Annotated in this window: 20 protein-coding genes and 1 pseudogene; 4 read left to right on the top strand and 17 right to left on the bottom strand. The window is 64.9% G+C overall.

Features of this window, described 5'->3' with window-relative positions:
* Window positions 1-133: 133 nt before the first annotated feature.
* The 10 genes from JN280_RS04860 to JN280_RS04815 all read right to left on the bottom strand — a co-directional run bounded on the left by JN280_RS04860 (window position 134) and on the right by JN280_RS04815 (window position 9,236).
* Entirely contained in the window at window positions 134-889 is a 756-nt protein-coding gene (locus tag JN280_RS04860; RefSeq protein ID WP_202310365.1) for a tyrosine-protein phosphatase, read from the bottom strand.
* Complete coding sequence (locus JN280_RS04855) at window positions 889-1,746, bottom strand: carbohydrate ABC transporter permease (protein ID WP_202310364.1); 858 nt, start codon at window positions 1,744-1,746, stop codon at window positions 889-891. Before JN280_RS04855 ends, JN280_RS04860 begins: the two co-directional genes overlap by 1 nt.
* Window position 1,747: 1 nt before the next feature.
* Window positions 1,748-2,674 (bottom strand): carbohydrate ABC transporter permease, encoded by a 927-nt coding sequence (locus tag JN280_RS04850; protein WP_202310363.1) that lies wholly within the window; start codon window positions 2,672-2,674, stop codon window positions 1,748-1,750.
* A gap of 355 nt (window positions 2,675-3,029) precedes the next feature.
* A complete protein-coding gene (locus JN280_RS04845) occupies window positions 3,030-4,331 on the bottom strand; it encodes an ABC transporter substrate-binding protein (RefSeq protein ID WP_202310362.1) in 1,302 nt (433 codons plus the stop codon).
* 29 nt (window positions 4,332-4,360) lie between these two features.
* Complete coding sequence (locus tag JN280_RS04840) at window positions 4,361-5,212, bottom strand: metallophosphoesterase (RefSeq protein ID WP_202310361.1); 852 nt, start codon at window positions 5,210-5,212, stop codon at window positions 4,361-4,363.
* Between the two features lie 530 nt (window positions 5,213-5,742).
* Entirely contained in the window at window positions 5,743-6,096 is a 354-nt protein-coding gene (locus JN280_RS04835; protein WP_202310360.1) for a hypothetical protein, read from the bottom strand.
* Between the two features lie 287 nt (window positions 6,097-6,383).
* Window positions 6,384-7,064 (bottom strand): hypothetical protein, encoded by a 681-nt coding sequence (locus JN280_RS04830; protein ID WP_202310359.1) that lies wholly within the window; start codon window positions 7,062-7,064, stop codon window positions 6,384-6,386.
* The gene (locus JN280_RS04825; protein WP_202310358.1) at window positions 7,061-7,573 is read right to left on the bottom strand and encodes a hypothetical protein; all 513 of its coding nucleotides are present in this window, start codon (window positions 7,571-7,573) and stop codon (window positions 7,061-7,063) included. Before JN280_RS04825 ends, JN280_RS04830 begins: the two co-directional genes overlap by 4 nt.
* Before the next feature lie 38 nt (window positions 7,574-7,611).
* The gene (locus tag JN280_RS04820; RefSeq protein WP_202310357.1) at window positions 7,612-8,139 is read right to left on the bottom strand and encodes a hypothetical protein; all 528 of its coding nucleotides are present in this window, start codon (window positions 8,137-8,139) and stop codon (window positions 7,612-7,614) included.
* 47 nt (window positions 8,140-8,186) lie between these two features.
* Complete coding sequence (locus JN280_RS04815; RefSeq protein ID WP_244742987.1) at window positions 8,187-9,236, bottom strand: AraC family transcriptional regulator; 1,050 nt, start codon at window positions 9,234-9,236, stop codon at window positions 8,187-8,189.
* A gap of 522 nt (window positions 9,237-9,758) precedes the next feature.
* On the opposite strand from JN280_RS04815, the gene JN280_RS04810 reads away from it, so the two are divergent.
* Both JN280_RS04810 and JN280_RS04805 read left to right on the top strand, forming a co-directional pair.
* Window positions 9,759-10,511, top strand: a complete 753-nt coding sequence (locus tag JN280_RS04810) for a DUF2092 domain-containing protein (protein WP_244742984.1) — start codon at window positions 9,759-9,761, stop codon at window positions 10,509-10,511.
* A gap of 56 nt (window positions 10,512-10,567) precedes the next feature.
* A complete protein-coding gene (locus JN280_RS04805; RefSeq protein ID WP_244743479.1) occupies window positions 10,568-10,837 on the top strand; it encodes a hypothetical protein in 270 nt (89 codons plus the stop codon).
* A 138-nt stretch (window positions 10,838-10,975) separates the two neighbouring features.
* Here JN280_RS04805 and JN280_RS04800 read toward each other — a convergent pair whose 3' ends face one another.
* The 7 genes and pseudogenes from JN280_RS04800 to JN280_RS04770 form a co-directional block, all read right to left on the bottom strand.
* A complete protein-coding gene (locus JN280_RS04800; RefSeq protein WP_244742981.1) occupies window positions 10,976-11,905 on the bottom strand; it encodes a HupE/UreJ family protein in 930 nt (309 codons plus the stop codon).
* Between the two features lie 6 nt (window positions 11,906-11,911).
* Window positions 11,912-12,787, bottom strand: coding sequence for a peptidylprolyl isomerase (locus JN280_RS04795; protein WP_202310356.1), 876 nt, complete (start codon window positions 12,785-12,787; stop codon window positions 11,912-11,914).
* A complete protein-coding gene (locus JN280_RS04790) occupies window positions 12,784-13,383 on the bottom strand; it encodes a HupE/UreJ family protein (protein WP_202310355.1) in 600 nt (199 codons plus the stop codon). Before JN280_RS04790 ends, JN280_RS04795 begins: the two co-directional genes overlap by 4 nt.
* Window positions 13,380-14,003, bottom strand: coding sequence for a HupE/UreJ family protein (locus JN280_RS04785; protein ID WP_446720811.1), 624 nt, complete (start codon window positions 14,001-14,003; stop codon window positions 13,380-13,382). Before JN280_RS04785 ends, JN280_RS04790 begins: the two co-directional genes overlap by 4 nt.
* The gene (locus tag JN280_RS04780; RefSeq protein WP_202310354.1) at window positions 14,000-14,623 is read right to left on the bottom strand and encodes a hypothetical protein; all 624 of its coding nucleotides are present in this window, start codon (window positions 14,621-14,623) and stop codon (window positions 14,000-14,002) included. The genes JN280_RS04785 and JN280_RS04780 overlap by 4 nt, the downstream gene beginning before the upstream one ends.
* Window positions 14,624-14,663: 40 nt before the next feature.
* Window positions 14,664-15,669, bottom strand: a pseudogene (locus JN280_RS04775) (DUF3604 domain-containing protein); the annotation flags it as partial.
* 12 nt (window positions 15,670-15,681) lie between these two features.
* Window positions 15,682-16,347, bottom strand: a complete 666-nt coding sequence (locus tag JN280_RS04770) for a TetR family transcriptional regulator (RefSeq protein WP_244742978.1) — start codon at window positions 16,345-16,347, stop codon at window positions 15,682-15,684.
* 149 nt (window positions 16,348-16,496) lie between these two features.
* Between JN280_RS04770 and JN280_RS04765 the strand changes: the two genes are divergently transcribed.
* Together JN280_RS04765 and JN280_RS04760 are read left to right on the top strand one after the other, a co-directional pair.
* Complete coding sequence (locus JN280_RS04765; protein WP_202310353.1) at window positions 16,497-17,438, top strand: MurR/RpiR family transcriptional regulator; 942 nt, start codon at window positions 16,497-16,499, stop codon at window positions 17,436-17,438.
* Between the two features lie 42 nt (window positions 17,439-17,480).
* Entirely contained in the window at window positions 17,481-18,800 is a 1,320-nt protein-coding gene (locus tag JN280_RS04760) for a M20 family metallopeptidase (RefSeq protein WP_202310352.1), read from the top strand.
* The last annotated feature ends 168 nt before the right edge of the window (window positions 18,801-18,968 follow it).

Genomic DNA, 18,968 nt, shown 5'->3' with positions numbered 1-18,968 from the left:
CGCGACTCCCAAGCAGGTTTCGCAAAAGTGTCGCGCGGCTTCCGACAAAAACCCGTGGCAAAAGAGGAGGCTAAGCGGGTGAAGCGGCGGCGAGCCAGCGCCTCGCCTGCTTGGGAAAGGCCGCGACGAAACGTCACGCGACCGGCGAAGTCAGCCGCCGCTTGAGCGTCGCCAGGGTCGAGGGGTCGAGCCCGATCGTCGCGAGATAGGCGGCCGTGCCGCCATGGGCCTGCGCGATATGGGTGAGCAACCCGCGCATCGTGTCCGGCTTGCTGGTGAGAAAGCTGTCGACCAGTTCCGCGGATCCTCCGCGCGCGATCGCCTCGGCGCGCAGCCGTTCGAGCAGCGGCGCCGCCACCGCTGCGGTCAAGACGTAATCCTCGACGATCGTGTCGTCGTCCACGCCGACGAGCGAGAGCAGCAACGCCGCGATGATGCCGGTCCGGTCCTTGCCTGCGCTGCAATGGAAGAGCACGACGCCGTCTTCCGCCGAGGCAATCGTCGAGATCACTTGCGCGATCTGGTCCTGGCAGCGGTCGATGGCCTCGCGATAGCGCGCCGCCATGTCGAACCGGCCAACCGCAGCTTTCGCCGCTTCGATCGGCGCCAGCGCGCCGAACAGCGGGATATTGTGGAACCAGACATTGGGATGGCCCTCGAACGGGTTCGGCTCGGCCTCCCGCTCGTGCCGGCTGCGCAGGTCGATGACGGTGCGCAGCCCTTCGCCGAGCAGCATCGCCCGGTCGCCGGCGCTCAGCCGGGCCAGACCGTCGCCACGGAGAGCGGCGCGCCATTTCGTCTCGTTGCCGTCGGCGACGGCGTAGCCGCCGAGGTCGCGGATATTGTGCGCTCCTTGCAGCCGGAGGAGACGGTCGTGGGGGATAGTCATCAGCGCAGTCCTGATTTCATGAAGGATTCGATCACCTGCCGCTGCAGGACGAGATAGATGACCAGGATCGGCAGGCTGGCGAGTGTCGAGGCGGCCATCAGCGGTCCCCAGAGATTGCCTTCCTGGGTCATGAACATCTGCAATCCGATCTGCACCACCGAATTCTCGATGCTGCGCGACAGCAGCAGCGGCCAGAAATACTCGTTCCATGACGAAATGAAAGCAAGGATGCCGAGCGAGGCGAGCGAGGCGCGCATGTTGGGCGCGACGATCTCCCACAGGATGCGCCAGCGTCCGGCCCCGTCCATACGTGCCGCCTCGACAACCTCGGTCGGAAACGACTTCATCGCATGGTAGAGCATGAGGACCGCGAAAGCGGCCGCGGCATGGGGCACGACCAGTCCGGTCAGCGTGTCGAGCAGGCCGAGCCGGGACGCCAGCACATAGTTGGGGATCATCGTGACCTGGAACGGCACCAGCCAGGAGAGCGCGATCAAGCCATGCACGAGGCCCGACAGGCGGAAGCGCCATTGCGTCAGGGCATACGCCGCCAGCAGGCCGGTCAGTACCTGCAAGAGGGCGGTCGCGGCCGAGACGATCGTCGTGTTCGCGAGCATGCGCAGCATCGGGATCTGCGCCAGCACGAAGGCGTAGTTGTCGAGCGAGGGTGAAGCCGGCCAGAGCCGCGTCGAGAAGATTTCGTTCTCGGCCTTCAGCGACGAGACGACCATCCAGCAGACCGGGAACACCGCCACGAAGGACAGCAGGATCATCGTGGCATGCATGGCAACGGTCGCGAGCGGAAACGGTGCGCTGAGCGTATCCTCACCCGCCGTGCCGGCCTGTGTCAGCTGCATCTCAGTTGTCATGGAAGGCACGCCTCTGCATGAGCCACAGCAGGAGCATGGCAATCGCCCCGAAGCTGGCGAAGGCGATCATGCCGGCCGCCGAGCTCCAGCCGACGGACAGGCTGCCGAAGCCGTAGTCCCACAGGAGATAGAAGATGTTGGTGGTCGATTTGAGCGGCCCGCCCTGGGTGAGCACGTTGATATAGGTGAAGCTCCATTGCGCCCCGAACAGGATCGTCATCATCGACAGGAGCAGGATGGTCGGCGACAGCAGCGGCAGTCGGACGTCGCGGATGATCTGCCAGGGCGTGGCGCCGTCCATGCGTGCCGCCTCGATGTAGCTGGGGTTGATGCCGGCATTGGCGGCGGAGAACAAAAGGGTGGAGAAGCCGACGAGCTTCCAGCCCGTGATCCAGATCAGCGTCGCCAGCGCATAGTCCGGATCCTGCAGGAATCCCACCCTCGACAGGCCGAGCCCGGCGAACATTCGGTTGACCAGCCCGTGATCCTCGTTGAGCAGCCAGCGCCATACGATGGCCGCCACGACGGGCGCTATGATCATCGGCACGAAGATCAGCGTGCGGTAGAGATTTCGCCAGGGACCCTTGAGTTCCTGTGTGAAGATCGCCACGGCGAGGGGGATCAGCACCGACATCGGGAACAGGCCGACGATGTAGATGGCCGTGTTCCACAAGGCGCGCCGCATTTCCGGCAGGACGAACAGGCGCCGGTAGTTGTCGAGCCCGACATAGATCTTCGAGGCCGTCGGCAGCATGTTCCATTGATAGAAGGAGAGCTGGAACGCCTCGAGAAGGGGCGCATAGACCCAGATCACCAGCGTCGCGACCGCAGGCAGCAGGTAGAGCCAGGGCTCCAGCCGCAGTTCGCCGAACAGCCGGTCGAGCGGGCTGAGGTGGGACGAGGGCGGGTTGGTCATCTGGCCGTTCTTTTGTTGCGGTCGGTCGTGTCGTGTCGGCTGCAGGAACCAACGGTCTGCCTTCCGTCCCGACGCCAAGATATGCGAGCATCGCGGAAGAACCCCTCATCCGACCGCGCCCTGGCGGGCGCGGCCACCTTCTCCCACAGGTGGAGAAGGCAGGAGCCTGGCTTGGCCGGCTGTGCAAATCAACGCCAGCGACTGGCGGGAACGCTGCGGCAGGGCCTTCCCTTCTCCCCTTGTGGGAGAAGGTGGCCGCACGAAGTGCGGTCGGATGAGGGGTACTTCCACGATGGGTGCAAGCCGCGAGGTAAGAATGAGGCGGCGGCATCCCTGCCGCCGCCCCGGTCTTTCCCTATTCCGGCATCAGGCTCTGGGCGTCGGCCTGGGCCTGCTTCAGCACGGCTTCCGCATCGCCCTCGCCGAACACCGCCTCGCGGATGCCGTCCATCATCACCTTCTCCACCTGCCGGTAGTTGGGACCGGGGAAGGCGACGTTGGCGGTCAGCCGCGTCAGCTGCTCCAGATTCGGCCGGATCATCGGATGCGTCTTCACCCATTCGGCGAGATATTGCGGATCGTCGACGATATCGAGCCGGAGCGGCAGATAGCCGATCTTGCTGGTGATGACCGTGTAGGCGTGCTTCGAAGTCAGGAATTTCAGCAGCTCATAGGCCGCCCGCTGCTTCGCCGGGTCCTTGCTGAAGACGAAGAGCGCGCTGCCCGAATTGGTCGGCCGGGTCGGCTTCTCGCCGAAGGCCGGCATGGCGGCCACACGCAGCTCGTAATTGCCGGCGGCCGATTTGAGCAGGCTGTTCTGCACGGCGCTGGTATAGAGGAACATGCCGAGATTGCCGCTCGCCATGGTGTCCATATGGGAGCCGACGTCGATGCGGGCATGGGCACCGCTGTCGACCATGGCACGCAGCATCTTGACGGCTTCCATTGCGCCGCCCTCGGCGAAGGTCAGCCGGTTGCCGTCGCGGACATTGCCGCCGTTCGACATCTCGATCGCCTGATAGACGAAGGTGCCGTCGACCGACCCGTAGGCACCGGGGAAGAAGCCGTGCTTGCCGGTCTTCTGGCTGATCGCCTCGCCGGCCGCCTTGACCTCGTCCCAGGTCCGGGGCGGCTTGTCCGGGTCGAGGCCGGCCTGCCGGAAGAGATCGGCATTGTAATAGAGGATCGGCGTCGAGAAGGTGTAGGCGAGACCGTAGGTCTTGCCGTCGATCCGGCCGAGATCGAGACCCTGAGGGATCATGCCAGAGAGGTGGTCGGCCAGTTCGGCGGCGGGCACCATGTCCTCCAGCGCGTTGCCGCCGAGGTCCCTGGCGATGTAGATCAGGTCGCGGAACACGAGCTGCGCGACATCGGGCTGGCGCCCCGCCACGATGTCGGCCTGGACCCGCGACAGGATCTCGTTCGGCGGCACCGGGATGCCCTCGACGGTAATGTTCGGATTGGCCGCCATGAACTCCTTGAGCAACTCGCGGGTGGCGTCGGCGCCGGCGGTCGCGGAGGACAAATTGTAGTTGTAGAAGGTGATGGTGACCGGCTGGTCGACCGTGGCCGGCATCTCGGCCCTGGCCATGCCGGCGGGTGCCGCCAGCGCCGCGCCGGCGGCGAGCATCAGCTTGAGACAGCTTCTTCTCAGCATCGTCAATTCCTTTCCTGGAAGGGATCCGGTTATTCGGCCGCGGCGGCCATGCCCTCGTTGAGCTTGCGCAGCATGTCGAGCGGGTAGCGGTTGAGTTCGGCGCGGTCCGAAGGCAGCGGCACGAAGGAGACGGTCAGGCCCGAATCGCGGACGGTGCCGATCGCGAAGGACACGCCGTTGACCATGCGCAACACGTCCTTCACCAGAATGTCGGTCGCCGCGTGCTGGCCCATGCCGATGACGACGGGAACGCCGTGCCAGACGGTCACGCGGTCGTAGTGGATATGGCCGCTCAATATGCCGACGACGTTGCGCCCCTTAATGAGTGCGGCGAGCTTCGCCGTATCCTCGCCGCGGATCGACCGCCACGGAGCGAATTCGCCTTCGTCGCCGATCTCAGGCGGGTGATGCGAGACGATCAGCTTCGGCAGGTCGGCATGGGTTTCCAGCACCCTTTCCAGCCAAGCGAACTGCTCGGGCTCGATGGCGCCGCCGATCTGGCCGGGGATGGACGAATCCAGCGTGATCAGATGGACGCCGTCGATCACCTGATCGTGGAAATAGGGAGCGTCGAGATCCTCGGCGCGGTCGAGAAAGCCCCGGTAGAAGCCCTCGCGCGTGTCGTGGTTGCCGAGCGCGTAGACGACGGGCAGGTCGAGCCTGGCCATGACCGATTTCAGCGCCTGGAAGCTCTCGGCGTCGCCGCGGTTGGTGAGGTCGCCGCTGGCGACAACGAAGCTCGGCCGGGGCTCGATCGTGGCGATCATGCCGAGGATCGTTTCCAGCGTCGCGGTGGTGTCGCTGAACAGATGCGGATCGTCATGGCCGGGTCGGCCGATATGCAGGTCGGTGAGGTGGATGAAGGTGGTTTCGCGTTCCATCGCAGGCTCCGTTCGATCTCAGTCGGATGCGCATCCCGCAAGCGATGCGCCTCGCTGACGGCTCGATAGGCCCAGCCTGTTTCCCGCGCGTGACAGTTTTAGAACCGTGTTCGAATCGACGCCGGAGTGCCACTTCCGCTTCTCGACTGCACTATCGCCGACAGCCGCTGGACCACCCAGAGCAAGAGTCGGGGAATGGCCGCCGAGCAAGAAACGTTGAGACGACGGCTATCGGTGGCAAGAGTTCGAGTCATGCCGGCCAGCGGCCGCTGACGGAGGTCGCGGTCGCGTGCCAAGCCGGCATTCCCTCTGGAAATGGCGAACGTTGTGATCCGATCGCATGGCGGACATCGATGGGGCCGGCGGCGACGCGAGGACGCCAGCGACTTGCAGAGTTTCGCCTGGATGCTTCGACCCTACTCGCATTCGACAAGGTCGCCGGTCCAGGCTCGCTCTGGACCCGTCTTCGGCATCGCGGAAACAGCTATCTGGCGAGCTCCACGAGAGTGCTGCCTGGCCCGGAGCTCAATTCATGCTCGTCCGCTGCCGGATCGTTTCCACGTGAGTAGGAGCAAAATGGCCAGCACGCCATGCAGCACCACGGCCGGCCAGAGAAGCGGTCCGGTCGGGAGGGGCGAAAATCCAGCATAGGCAAGATAGAGCGTGACAAGCGCGCTGTAGAACAGCATGCCAAGTCTTGGGGGACCTGGCCAGCAGGCAGCGCCAAGCCCCAGCAAGGCCAGGCCGAGGACGCCGGCCACGGTCGCGGCAGGTTCCGCCAGGGGAACGCCAAGCAGCAGTTGCCCGACCATCGAGGGGGCCACGATCAAGGCAAGACCGGTCGCCATCTCGGCGACCGCGGCAATCATAAGTACGTGCTTCATGTCACCCGGCCATTCCAGCGAAGGGCTTGTCGATCTTGGCCGCGAAGACGAACGGCGAACCGAGCGAGGCTATTCAACCGCTTCGAGACCTGATCGTCAGGATCCCCTCAAGTTGAGCTGAATAGCTCCGCGAAGAAGTGCAGGTTGGCTGGAGAATGGCGGCATGCCGCCGCGTCGCCGCTTACCAGCGTCGTACCTGACTGCCGACCACCGGTGTCCTCACGGGTTTCGCCAATCCAAAGAAGACCACGAAGCCCTGGCCGCCACAGCGCGTTGAAACGGTTTCGTCAGGGATCTTGGTCAGGCAGACCTCGTCCATGAGGTCGATATTGTTGGCGGCCCACACATTGCCGGCTGGGTCGACTGCAACACCGGTCAGATATTGCATCCCTTTCCCCACGTAGCCGGTTTGGGGGGGAGAGATCGGGTCGCCCGTCTTGAAGCCTGGAGGACATGTCTCGGTCCGCACGCCGCAAAGCTGTGTAAGTGTGGCCTGTACCGCTCGCGACCCATTGCTTGGCGCTCGGCTCGCCCAGCGTATTCGCGACCCACGCATTGCCCTGGCTATCGATAGCGATGGCATGGGGACTGTAGCCGACCTCCAATTGTTCGGCCTTGCCGGGATCATTCGCCGGGAAGCGTGTCACCGTGTTGGAGTTGGCGTTGGAAACCAGGACCCGGCCCTGCAGGTCGAACGCGACGTGGAACGGTCCCTTCACCTGGCAGGTGCCGTCGACGGGCTTGTCGTCGACGGTGCGGCACAGGATACGCGCCTGGGCCGGATCGCCTTTCGGCAGGTGGACGATCTGGCTCTTGCTTGAATCCAGCGCCCATACATCCCCGTCGGGGGTCGTATTGATGCCCTGCATGCCGCCGAGTTGCCCATTCAGGTTGTAGCCGGTCGGCGGCGACAGAGGCTTCCCAGTCTTATCGAAAACAGAGATCGTCTTCCCGGTGATGCTTGTCACCCACACCTTGCCGTCGCCGGCGACGGTGAGGCCCAGCCGGGAAAGTCCACGCCGCCTCCAGTATAGCCGGTGGTCATCGGCGAGATGGGGCGGCCATTCGGCGCAAGCTCGGAGAGCGTGCCGCCGATCCCGCCATACATGGTCGATTGCGAGCCTGCCATCTGATTGTTTGCCGCCCAGGCGTCGCCATCGCCGTCGATGCCGATGCCGCCGAGGCCGCTCAAACCACCGCCTGCGTAACGCAGCGCGATGGTCCATGTGCCGGGAGCGAACAGAAGGTATGGCCGGAACGGGACGGTGCGGGAGCCCGGCCCGTCCTGGGCCGGGTAGAAGTGGTCCAACAGCGCAAACAGCTTCTCGGGCTCATTCCACGGATGCAGCGGGATGGCCTGGGCCGCGGTCAACGTGTCGGTCGGAGCGGCCCCTCCGGGCGGCGTGGAAGCCTGAAACAACCTTTCACAGGCGTCCGTCTGCACGCGCGTGATGCAGCCCGACAGCAAGCCACCCAAGGTGTTCAACGTAGCCAGAGAGGTGGTCTGCGTGCTGTTCAGGGATCCTGGATCACGGGCCCCAATCCGCCGGTCGCGAGGTCCACCAGGTTGGGCACATTGCCCGAGGCGATCTTCAGTCCGAGTGCATGCCCGCTCAGCGTTTCGCCTTTCAAGAACTGCGCGCCCGTCCATACTGATGCCACGGTCGTGAGTTCGTTGACGGTCACTTCTTTCGGGGCAGTGGTGCCTAACGTTGCCATCAACGCGATGGCCGGGTTCGCCCCCTGCGAGCCGCCGATCTTGGGCTCTCCACCTCTGGCGGTCAGGTAAAGCACGTCGCCGCCAGCCTTCTGGATGTCGAATTCAAAGCGAAACGCGCCGTCGTCACCTGTGCTTGTTTCCGACAGCTTGGTGGGTGCTCCCTCGCCCGCAGCCCATAGCGTCACCGTCGACTTTGCGATGGGGCCGCCGCCGCCGTTGATGTTGCCGACAAGTTGCTCGGCCGAAGCGACCTGCCCGAAGGCAGCGGTTACAAAAGCAAAGGCAAGAAATGGCAGGCGCATGGTCGTCGTCACCTCGTACAATCGCGCCGGCTTGCCCGTGTTCCGCCGGGAACAAGATGCACCTGCACTTATCCCATGGGAGCAACGAAGGCGTCTTGCCATTTCACGCCACGACGATCGTTGCCTGGGTCTGTCGAGCGAAACTCACGCGGACCCAGGCCTGTGGCCTTCCGGAATGCCCGCGAAAACCCCGCCGGTGACGAGTAGCCCAGTTCTTCCGAAATGCTGGTAACAGAGACGTTCGTTCCCATTAGGAGTTCGGTGGCCCGTTCAATCCGCACAGCACTCGTAAGGCTGCGAAAGTCGGCACCGGCCTGCTGCAGCTCACGCTGAAGCGTTCGAACGCTTGTATCCATGGATCGCGCAGCGTCCTCGATGGACACGTCACCCGCCTGAAGTTGCGCACGAATCTGGGCGACGGCAATGTCGAGCAAGCTCCGTGGCGCACCGCCTCGGCGATCACGCGCGACGTCTTCGAATGTCACAATCGGCCGTGATGTGCGTCTCGGCGCTGCCATCAATCGATGCCCTTCAACGACGACCGCCACTGCAGGTGCATTGAACATGACCGGGCATTGAAACACATCTTCAAATGGAGAAGTGTGGCAGGGGGTCGGGATGTCGAGTTCAATGCGACGCGGGCGCCAATGATCGGGCAGATATGCCCTGAAGAGGCTCAACAATATGCCGGCGGCGGCGCATGCGACGGAAGAAGCGTATCCCCGAGAACCGGCCAAGGCAAATGTATAGCTGAGACGTACCTCATCTGCAGCGGTTGCGACAGACAACCCGTCATAAGTACTGTGGTATTGGAGGGTGGCGATAGTCCGCGTGATCGCCTGGCCGAGAGTATCGGCTTCAGTCACGTATCGTCCGAACGTACCGTAGGCGGCGATGTTCCTGCTCGGCACGAGCAGAAGCCCGAGTTTGGAATCGCCAAGCACTCTTGCCGTCTCGTCGACGAATCCGACCACGGACCGCTGAGGAATGAAGAAGTTTCGATCCTCGATCAATTCAACATCGAAACCCGCGGCACGATTGGCGCGTTGCAGCGCCTTCTCACCGAGCTCAATTCGTATGAATGCGGGCAGACCCTGCAGTACGTGGCTGGAGATCACAGGGACTGCGGCTATTTGAAAGTACTCCTAAGCTAGGCATTGGCGCAAAATGAATGGTTTACACATATCACCGATGACAATGGAAGCAAGCCGGATAGCGAGCGCGGTCAGTAGTTTGCAGGGTGAAGTCGACTGCAAGAGCCGGTTTTCAAAGCGCGGTGCGAAGGAAGGCATTTCCGCCGATCAATAGGTATTCGACGGGAACGACATAGAGTTCGTCCATCCCTGAGGGTCAGCCGGCCGCGCAGATAGCACAACCCCTGGTGCGTCGCCACTGCCTGATCCAGAGGCCCACATCGCGACGCCATGATGCATATGAAGCATCGCGCTACCAGGCGTTCCTGGCGCAAAATGGCAAGAAGAATCGGGCCGCCCATAGCAATGTGGGCCAGGGGCGCACGGTGACTGTCCGGAGGAGATTCTCTCTGGCCTTTAGGTCGTGTGCTTTACACGAAGCATCTTCAAGGTGAGACCATGATTGGACCGAAACTGACAAGGCTCGGGAAGGGTGCGCGGCGGTGCGTGCTGCCCCTGGCCGTTATGGCCGCTGCTGCAGCGTACCCGGCCGCTGCAGAGGACAAGATCGATCCTGAGGCCGACAAGATCCTCGCGGCGATGAGCGAGAATCTCAAGGCCATGTCCACATTCAGTGTCGATTATGACGCGGACCACGAGATCATCGACCTTGCCGGTCAGAAAATCCAGTACAGCGCCTCGGGCTCTCTCGCCCTCGATCGCGCCAAGGGCTTCCGCATGACCCGAAAGGGCCCATTTGCGGATGCGCAGGTGACGTTCGATGGCAAGACCATATCGCTCTACGGCAAGGCTTTGAATGTCTATGCGCAGATGGACAGTCCGGGGCCGAGCGTCGAAGAAGCGACTGAGGAGTTTCGGGCCGCCACCGGCCTCGATGCTCCGGGAGCCGAACTGTTGGCCAGCGACCCCTATGCGGTGCTCACCGAGGGCGTGACCGAGGGGACCGTTGTCGGATCAGGCTTCGTCGGTGGCATCGAATGCGATCACCTCGCCTTCAGAACCGATATCGTCGATTGGCAGATCTGGATCAGCAAGGGCGAGAAGCCGGTTCCGCTCAAATACGTCATCACGACGAAGTGGGTAACCGGGGCACCGGAATATTCCCTTCGGTTGACCAATTGGAAGCGCGAGGGTGTCGACCCCGCTCAATTTTCGTTCACTCCCCCGGCGGGCGCGAGAGAGGTCGAGCAGGTTTACGCCGATGTTACCGGCGAACTGTCGCTCGAGGCTGGAGAATGAAGACGATGATCAAGCTGCGCATCAAACTCCTCCTGGGAGCGCTCGTCGGATTCAGCATGCTCGCGGTGGATAGTCTCGTGCCGACGCCAATCGGTTCCTTCGTATCGACAGCCCATGCCGTCGTAGGACGGCCCGCGACGCCCGGTAGTGTCGCCGGCGTCGCGAGGCGCACCACGCGCCGCGTAATCCGTCGCTCGTCGATATATGTCGCCACACTTCCCGCCGGCTGTGCGCGGACAAGCGTCAACGGCACCGTCGTGTGGAGTTGCGGCGGAACCTACTATCAGCCCTATGGCGGGCGTTATGTCGTGGTCTACATCGACTGAGTGCCGCCAGGTGGGGTTCCCGCCGACGTGACCTTTCTTGTCGGCCTCGGCCGCCTGGTTTTCGCCGCGTACTTCGCGGCGATCAGACGCCGAAGCCGACCACCCGCTGGACGAACCAGGCGGCCGACAGAGAACCGATCACATAAGCGATGAAGAGCCTCGGGCGGGCGGGATGGCCAGCAGGAGCTTGAGGCTGCCGATCGCGGCCAGCGCCAGCATGACGAAGACGAGCTGTCCCGCCTCGACGCCCAGGTTGAAAGTCAGCAGCGCCAGCGGAACGTCCTTTTGCGGCAGGCCGATCTCGGCCAATGCACCTCCGAAACCGAAGCCGTGCAGCAATCCGAAGACGAAGGCGATCACCCAGGGATAGCGGCTCGACAGGTCGCTCCTGCCGCGCTGCTTAAGGACGATCTCCGCCGCCACCGGAACGATGCTCAGCGCGACGAGCGCCTCCACCGGCGCCTGGGGTGCCCGCGCGAGGCCGAGCGCCGCGAAGGCAAGCGTGACGGAATGGGCGACAGTGAATGCGGTGATCGTGGCAACCAGTCTGCGAGGGCTGCCGATCAGGAGGAGCAGCGCCAGAACGAAAAGCAGATGGTCGAGACCGAGCATGATGTGCTCGACGCCAAGCAGGAAATAGGTGCGCGCGGTATCCCCGGAGGTGGGCGCGGCAACGACAGTCAGTTCCGGAAAATCCGGCGTGAGCCGCTGCGTCTGCACGGTGCCGTCAGCACGCACGATCCTCGCCAGCGCGTCGGTGTAGGTCGCGACCAGACCATCGATGACGATCGTGCGCCCGGCCAGCCCTCCGGGACACCGGACGCGCCATCTGCTCGTGGACGCAGCGTCGGCGATCGCTGTGACCGGCGCCTCGGTCTCGGCACAGCTTTCCGGCATCCGAACGTGAAGCGACAGACGGAATTCCCCGCGCGCAGGCACCTTCCAGAGGATCGAGTAGGTTTCCGGCTCGGTCTCGAGGATTTCCAGATAGGCCGGCCGCAGTTCGTGTGCGCCAGCGCAGCCGATTCCCAGGCCGAACAGAAAGAGTAGAACGGCGAGCGCGCGCATGGCCGTTCATTCATCCGAAACGGTCGTCGATGTCGCGTCCTGCTCCGGCAGCGCGATCGTCACACGGTAGTTGGCGCGCATCTCCCGATAGCGCGCCTCCGCCAGCGTGCGTCGTTTTGCCGAGCGCCAGTCGCGCAGCACGAGTTCGCGTACGTCGTCGAGCGACAGCTCGCGTGGATCGGCCCGGTCGACGACGAATACGAGATGCCGACCGAAGGTCGATACCAATGGCCCGTTCCAGCGTCCTTTCTCGGCGGAGGCGATCGCTTCGGCAAAAGCGTCGCCGAAATTGCGGGCGATCTGGTCGATGGGAATCAAGGGCAGGCTTGCGGGCAGCAATGTCGGATCGCCTGCGTCGTCTGGCGCCTCGCCGCCTTCCCCGAGCACGGCGAGCAGCCCGGCCATGTCGTCCTGCATCTTGTCGCCGCGTTTGGCAGGATCGAAGAAGATCTGCCGGAAGGCGACGCGCGCAGGGATATGGAAGGCGGCGGCGTTGTCCTTCAGATAGGCCTCAAGCTCGGTGTCAGTGGGGTCGAGTTCCTCCGCGCCCGGCTCCATCAGGATCTCCATCTTCTGCTGCATGCGGCGTCGCAGCACCGTGTCGTCACGGTCGAGGCCCATGCCGATGCCTTCGCGGTAGAAGATCTCCTCCTTCACGAAGGCTTCGATCAGACCGTCGAGCTCCTGCTGCGTGGGCGGGCGCTGCCAGGCGCGAGAAAACGATTCATAGAGCTGGGCGATCCGGCCGGGCCCGATCTCGATCACCTGGAGGTCTTTGGCGCCCGGCGTCCGATCGAGCCAATTCCAGAGCGCGACGACCACGCCGCCGATGATCAGGAACTGGATTAGCGGTTCCGTCAGAAGCCGTCGGATGAGGCTCATGCGGACGAACTCGCGGGCGACAGCAGATCGAGCGTGAGGACGAGCATCGCGCCGGCCGCAATCCACGAGCCGAGCGCGCGGATCGCGATTCTGTGCCAGGGGCGATCGAGCCAGGCCGCGAGGCCGCCGAGATAAACGATGATGAGCGCGGCACCCAGGCCGGTGCCGATCAATGCCAGCCAAGCCTGATCGGCGGGAATCACGTCGGGCTGCGAATCGAGCGCGACCGCGGCGGTCGCCGCGACCGCCAGCAGCCACGAGGCCGGTCCCGGCAAGCGGCCCGATGCCACGGCGAGGCCCGCGGCCAGCGCGACCGCCAGCGGCGGCCACCTCGGCAGGGTCGGCAAGGCGCAGGTCAGTGTCAGCGCGGCCGCCGTCGCTGCCACGAAGGCCGGGAGAGCCGCTCGGCTTTGGCGTGGCGCATGCTGGCCGACGAGCAGTCCGATCGCGACCAGCGCCAGCAGGTGCGCCGGCACCAGCAGGGGGTGCAGAAGTCCGTTGTAGAACGCCCCTATGCCTTTGACCGGGCTGTGGGCGGTGGCCGCCCCGCATGAGGCGAACAGGATCGCCACCGCCGGGGCGAGTGCGGTTCTCATGCGAAGCCGGTCAGGAAAGCGAGGCCGGCAACGGCAATGGCGCCGCCGGCGGCTCTGACCGCCACCTTGCCGGCTTCCCACTTGGTCGCCAGGCCGAACGTTATGCCGATGAGGTGCAGCAGCCCGGTGCCTGTCACGAACCCGACCGCATAGGCGACCGCGTCGGCCGCGACGGGAAGCTCGGTGCCGTGGGCGTGGCCGTGGAAGATGGCGAAGGCGGCGACGATGACGCCGGCGATCCACAGCGGTGGCCGCACGCCGAGCGCCACCATGACGCCAAGCACCACCGCGGAGGCGGCAATGCCCGTCTCGACGGCCGGAAGCGGCACACCGGCGATGCCGAGCGTGCCGCCGAAGGCCATCACCAGCGGGAAGACGATCGGCAGGAGCCAGATCGCCGGGGCGCCGAGGAATGCGCCCCAAAGGCCAACCGCCACCATTGCCGCGACATGATCCCAGCCGAGAACCGGATGCAGGAATCCGGACAGAAAGCCGCCCGCGACACCTTCGCCCTCATGTGCAAGGGCGGGCTGGGTGGCGATGGCCAGGAGCAGCATCGATGCCGCCAGAGCGATCCGCGCTTTCCCGCGCCCTAGGTCATTTGCGGTTGCGAACGTCATGGATACTCCTGGCCGATCGCACCGGCGTGATCGGCCGGCACAGCATCTTGCGGTGAAAGTACGGCCGCCGGAAAGGTGGTGCGGAAGGTCGCGCGCGCCGCGGCCAGAGCCTCGTCCTTGCCATAGAAGCGCATCAGGCCGTGCGCCTGGGCATCCTCCAGGGTGAGGTCGCCGGCGAGCAGTGCCCGCACGACTTTCTCACTGGTCACGACGACGACGTCGTCCTTTTCGGGCCCCGGCACGTGTGTCTTGACATTGATGCCGTCAGGGCGCCGGACATGACGGGTCCACATTGCCGCCGGCAGGAGCACGACCGCGATATCGGGTCCCGCCTCCGTCGCGATCCGATATTCGAGACGCGCGCCAAGCTTCTCCATGCTCGAGGCGGCACGGTAGAAGGCGAGTGGCCCCGATGCAGCCGAGGCGCTGCGTGGCGGCAGGACGCCGGCATGCTCGGCCTGCCACACGGCCGACATCACATGAAGCGCGTCCGGATAGACCCAGTTGAGAATCCCGATCGAAACGCTTCGCGGGTCCTCGTAGCCGCATGCGATTCCGTCGGGCGCCGCGGCAGCGGTTGCTGCGGCCGCGGTCAGCACATGTGCAAGAAGACGGCCCACGACCGCGGGCTTTCGGCCAGGCTGGTGCAATTTCCACCTCCTACTGTGCAGGAGTGTACCAGATCGGAGAGGTGTAGGCCCGGTCCTGGAGCTTCATGCGCGTCCCGCCCAGAGGCGTGGTGCCGGAAAAATTGGCGTCATACGCAGTCCATCGCGGCGTGGGGATCTCGATGACCCTGCCGTAGTAGAATGCGCGCTCGGACGGATCGAAATCCGGGTCGGTCCACACTGCGATCAATTCCGGTGCACCGATCGTGTTGGTCCAACTCGCATTGGCGACGTCGGCCGTGTCGCCGACCGAAGGCAGCTTGCCGTCGGCACCGGGCTGACGGTCGCTACCCCAGGCGACGTCGTAGACCTTTTCCTGCAGTGTGCCGTCGGCCTCCATCCAGCCCTTGACGATCTGGTAGCGGTCGAGATTGGCGCCGATCGGATCTTTGAGCGCGGCGACGAGGAAGGTCGGCGCCTTGCCTTGGGGCGCTTGGCCCAGATCGCCCCCCCATCGGCACGCCCTTGGTATATCCCACATAGGCGGGCAGGCGATCCTGTGCATCGGCGGCGACGAAGTCCCAACCGCCGAAGAAGCGCACCACCATGCGCGGGCCGGTGGTGGCATAGGTCTCCTTGCGCTCCATCGCGTCCCAGATCGATTCACGCGTGTTCTCTTCCGCCCAGACGGCGGCGTAGCCGGAGGCGCCGACCTCCCAGTCCATGATCCTGACGCCGGTTTCCTTGTTGTCGACGAAGGTCGCCAGCATGCGCTCCGGACTGGGCTCCTGGGGCACGGTCTTGCCGAAGAAATTGTCCTCCGCCATTGCCGACAGCGAATTGTGCGCATCACTGCTGCCGATCAGGCCGAACTTGTAGGGATTGGTACCGAGTTCCTTTTCGAGCCTCAGGCCGTTCTTGTAGGCGGAACGCGCGTATTCGAACTCGAGCATCTCCGGTTTCTTGGCGATGCTGCAATCGAGGTTGCCCTTGTCCCAGATCTCGAAGTCCGCGAACTCGTCGTTCGGCGACACAGGTGGGATGGCCCGGGAAGTTCCCGCTCTCGGCCGTCAAGAAGCAGTGCGCCGGAACATCGGCGCGATCACCTCGACCATGCGCCGGATCGCCTCGTCGGGATCGTCGAGATCGATGGCATGCCCGGTCAGCGCCTCGGTGCGCAGGCGGTTGTGGATGACCTGGGAACGTATGCCCAGCGCGCAGCTGATGCGCCAGCCGATCGCCGCGTCGTCGAGCCAGGGAGCGATGCGCCTGAGGTAGGGCACGAAGGCCAGGTGATGCTCGACGCCTTCGACGATCGTGCGGTAGAGCTCGGGGTCGCTGCTGGCATGGGCCATGTTGGTGAAGTGCACCAGCACCGGATAGCTGGAATCCGGATCGTGGCTCCAGCGCACCGAGGGTCCGACGAGCGCGGCGATGACCTCTTCCAGGTCCGGCGGCTGCGGGGCGCGGCGTGCCGCCGCCTTCTGGAGCAGCACCAGCCGCTCGGCGTTCAGCCGGCGGTAGACGCGCTGCGCGACCGCGATGATCAGCTTCTCCTGGGATCCGAAATGATAGCTGATGGCCGACGCGTTGGCCTTGGCCCGGCCGGCGATGCGCCGCACCGTCACCTTGTCCAGCGTGCCGACTTCGCGCAGGACCTTTTCACAGGCGTCGAGCAGCTTCAGGGCGGTGTGGTTCGAGGTGTCCAGCATGGTCGCGGGCAAGGGCATCGTCATCCAGCCATTGTCCGCCCGACATGTGAAGCTGGCGTGACGCGGAACCGGTCCGAGGTCGCGCCGGCTCCGGTGTAAAATCACTTCCAAAATTGACAAAGCTGAGCAAAATTGTAGCTTCTCTATCATCGTCGCGGCAAGGGAGGTTGGCGATGTCGATACGGGAAGACCTGGCCAGTACCAGCCTGACGCTCACCTCGGCCGAGGCCAAGATCGTTCAGGCCCTGCTCACCGATTTTCCCATGTCGGGCCTCGGAACGGCGACCCGGCTCGCGCGCCGCGCCGGGGTCAGCGACCCGACGGTCATGCGGCTGATGATCAAGCTCGGCTATGACGGCTTCGCCGACTTCCAGGCCAGGCTGCTCGCCGAGGTCGAATCGCGGCTGCATTCACCCTTGCTGATGATGGAGGCCAAGCGTCCGCGCGGCCAGAGAGAGGGAACGGCGCTCGACTATTTCCATTCCGTCGCCGAGAGCCTCGAGCGCACGCGCACGGCGGTCCCTTCGCAGAACTATGCGCGCGCCGCCAGGATGCTGCTCGAATGCAAGGGCCAGGTGGTGCTGCTCGGCGGTCGCTTCAGCCGCCACATCGCCTCCATGCTTGCCGGCTATCTCGTGCAGTTCCGCTCCGGGGTCCGGGACATGGGATCGCTGGCTGCGGCCGATTTCGATGTGCTGATCGACCTCGGCAAGCGTGATCTGCTCGTCGTGTTCGACTACCGGCGCTACCAGTCCGATGTGGTCAGCTTCGCGCGCCAGGCGCATGGGCGCGGAGTCCCGATCCTCCTGTTCACCGATGGCTGGCTGTCGCCCATCGCCGAATATGCCGGACTGAAAATGGTCGCCGCGATCGAAGCCGGTTCGCCCTTCGACACGCTGGCCACCGCGGTCGCCCAGATGGAAGCCGTCTTCGCCCATGCGATGGAGAACGACGGCGAAGGCGTGCGTAAGCGGATGGAGGAGATGGAGGCGATCCGCCGCGCCAACGCGGTCACGCTCGACGTCTCGGAATCAGCCGCCGATCGGCCGGAGAGCCGGGTGCCGGCCCGCAAGCGGAGGGCCTCGAAGGCCGCCCCGAAAAAGCCGCAGGCGTGACCCTGCGGGCCCCTCGTCACGACAATGCAGGAAGGACTTGATATGGCTGAAAACCAATCCGCGATCGCCGCCGTGCTGGCCGAGATCGAGGCCGAGCGCGACTGGGTGGTCGGGCTCACACGCGACATGGTGCGCATTCCGTCGGTCAACCCGAAATTCCAGGCCGATCCTGCCATCAACCGCGAGGCGGACGTCCAGGCCCTGCTCGACCCGATCCTAAGGGACGAGGGCTTCGCAACGGAACAATGGGACGCCTTGCCCGGCCGTCCGAACCTCGTCGCCGAACGCGCCGGCAGCGAGGAGCGCAGCCTGATCCTGTGCGGCCATATCGACGTGGTGCCGGTCGGCGCGCGGTCCGAATGGTCGGTCGATCCGTTCGGCGGCGACATCAGGGACGGCCGCCTCTATGGCCGCGGCTCGATCGACATGAAAGGCGGGGTCGCGGCCTGCGTGGCGGCGGCGCGCGCCATCCGCCGGGCGGGTATCGATCTCGAAGGCCGGCTCGCCATCCATGCGGTGGTCGACGAGGAGGCCGGCGGCTTCGGCGCCATGGACGCCGTGAAGAGGGGCAAGCTCGCCAAGGCGGTGCTGGTCGCCGAGCCGACCTGGGGCGACGTGCTGCCGGTCGAAGGCGGGCTCGAATGGGCGCGCGTCACCATCCGCGGCCGCTCCGCCCATTCCGCCCTGCGCTACAACGAGATCTATCCGCAGCGCCACGACAAGGACCGGCTGGTGCCGGGTGTCAATGCGATCGAGCTGGCGGCGCGCTTCATCGCGGCCGTGCGCCAGTACGAGCTCGACCGTACCAGGGCGCGGTCGCATCCGCTGTTGCCGCTGGGCATGAATACGATCAATATCGGCGTCGTCCATGGCGGCGCCGGGCTCGGCGAAAACGGCCTGCCGACTGTGATGACCAACCCCGCGATCATCCCTGACGCGGTTGTGCTCGACCTCGACATGAAGTTCCTGCCCGACGAGAATTCGGCCGACTACCGCCGCGATTTCGAGAGCTTCGTGCATCATTTCGCCCAGACGGATGCCTGGCTGCGCGACAATCCGCCTGATATCCAGTGGGAGCTCGGCGGGCTGCACTTTCCGCCGCTGAACACGCCGGCCGACCATCCGCTGGTCACCTCGCTGGTCGCCAACAAGACGCGGCTCGGAAAGGCGCCCGAGGTGCGCGGCTTCGTCGCCGTGTGCGACGCCGCGCATTATGCCGGGGCCGGCGTCGACGGCGTCATCTACGGCCCCTCGGGCGACGGCTTCCACGGCGTCGACGAGTTCATCGACATCGGTTCGCTGGTGGAGACCACCAAGGTCATCGCCGCAACCGTCATCGACTGGTGCGGGGTGCGCAGGTAGCGCCGTCGTTTCCCTCCCCTTGAGGGGAGGGTGGCCGCCCACGGGTCTTGCCTCCGGCAAGCCCGAGGACAGGCTCCGCGGCCGGGTGGGGTCCTCTCCGCTGGACTCGACGTAAGTACTAACGTCGAGCACTGCCGCTCGAACCCCCTCTGGCTGCTGGGCAGCCAG

Source organism: Mesorhizobium sp. L-8-10 (genome assembly GCF_016756635.1).
In the GTDB taxonomy this organism is placed as follows: Bacteria; Pseudomonadota; Alphaproteobacteria; order Rhizobiales; family Rhizobiaceae.
This window is presented reverse-complemented; position numbering and strand designations above follow the sequence as displayed.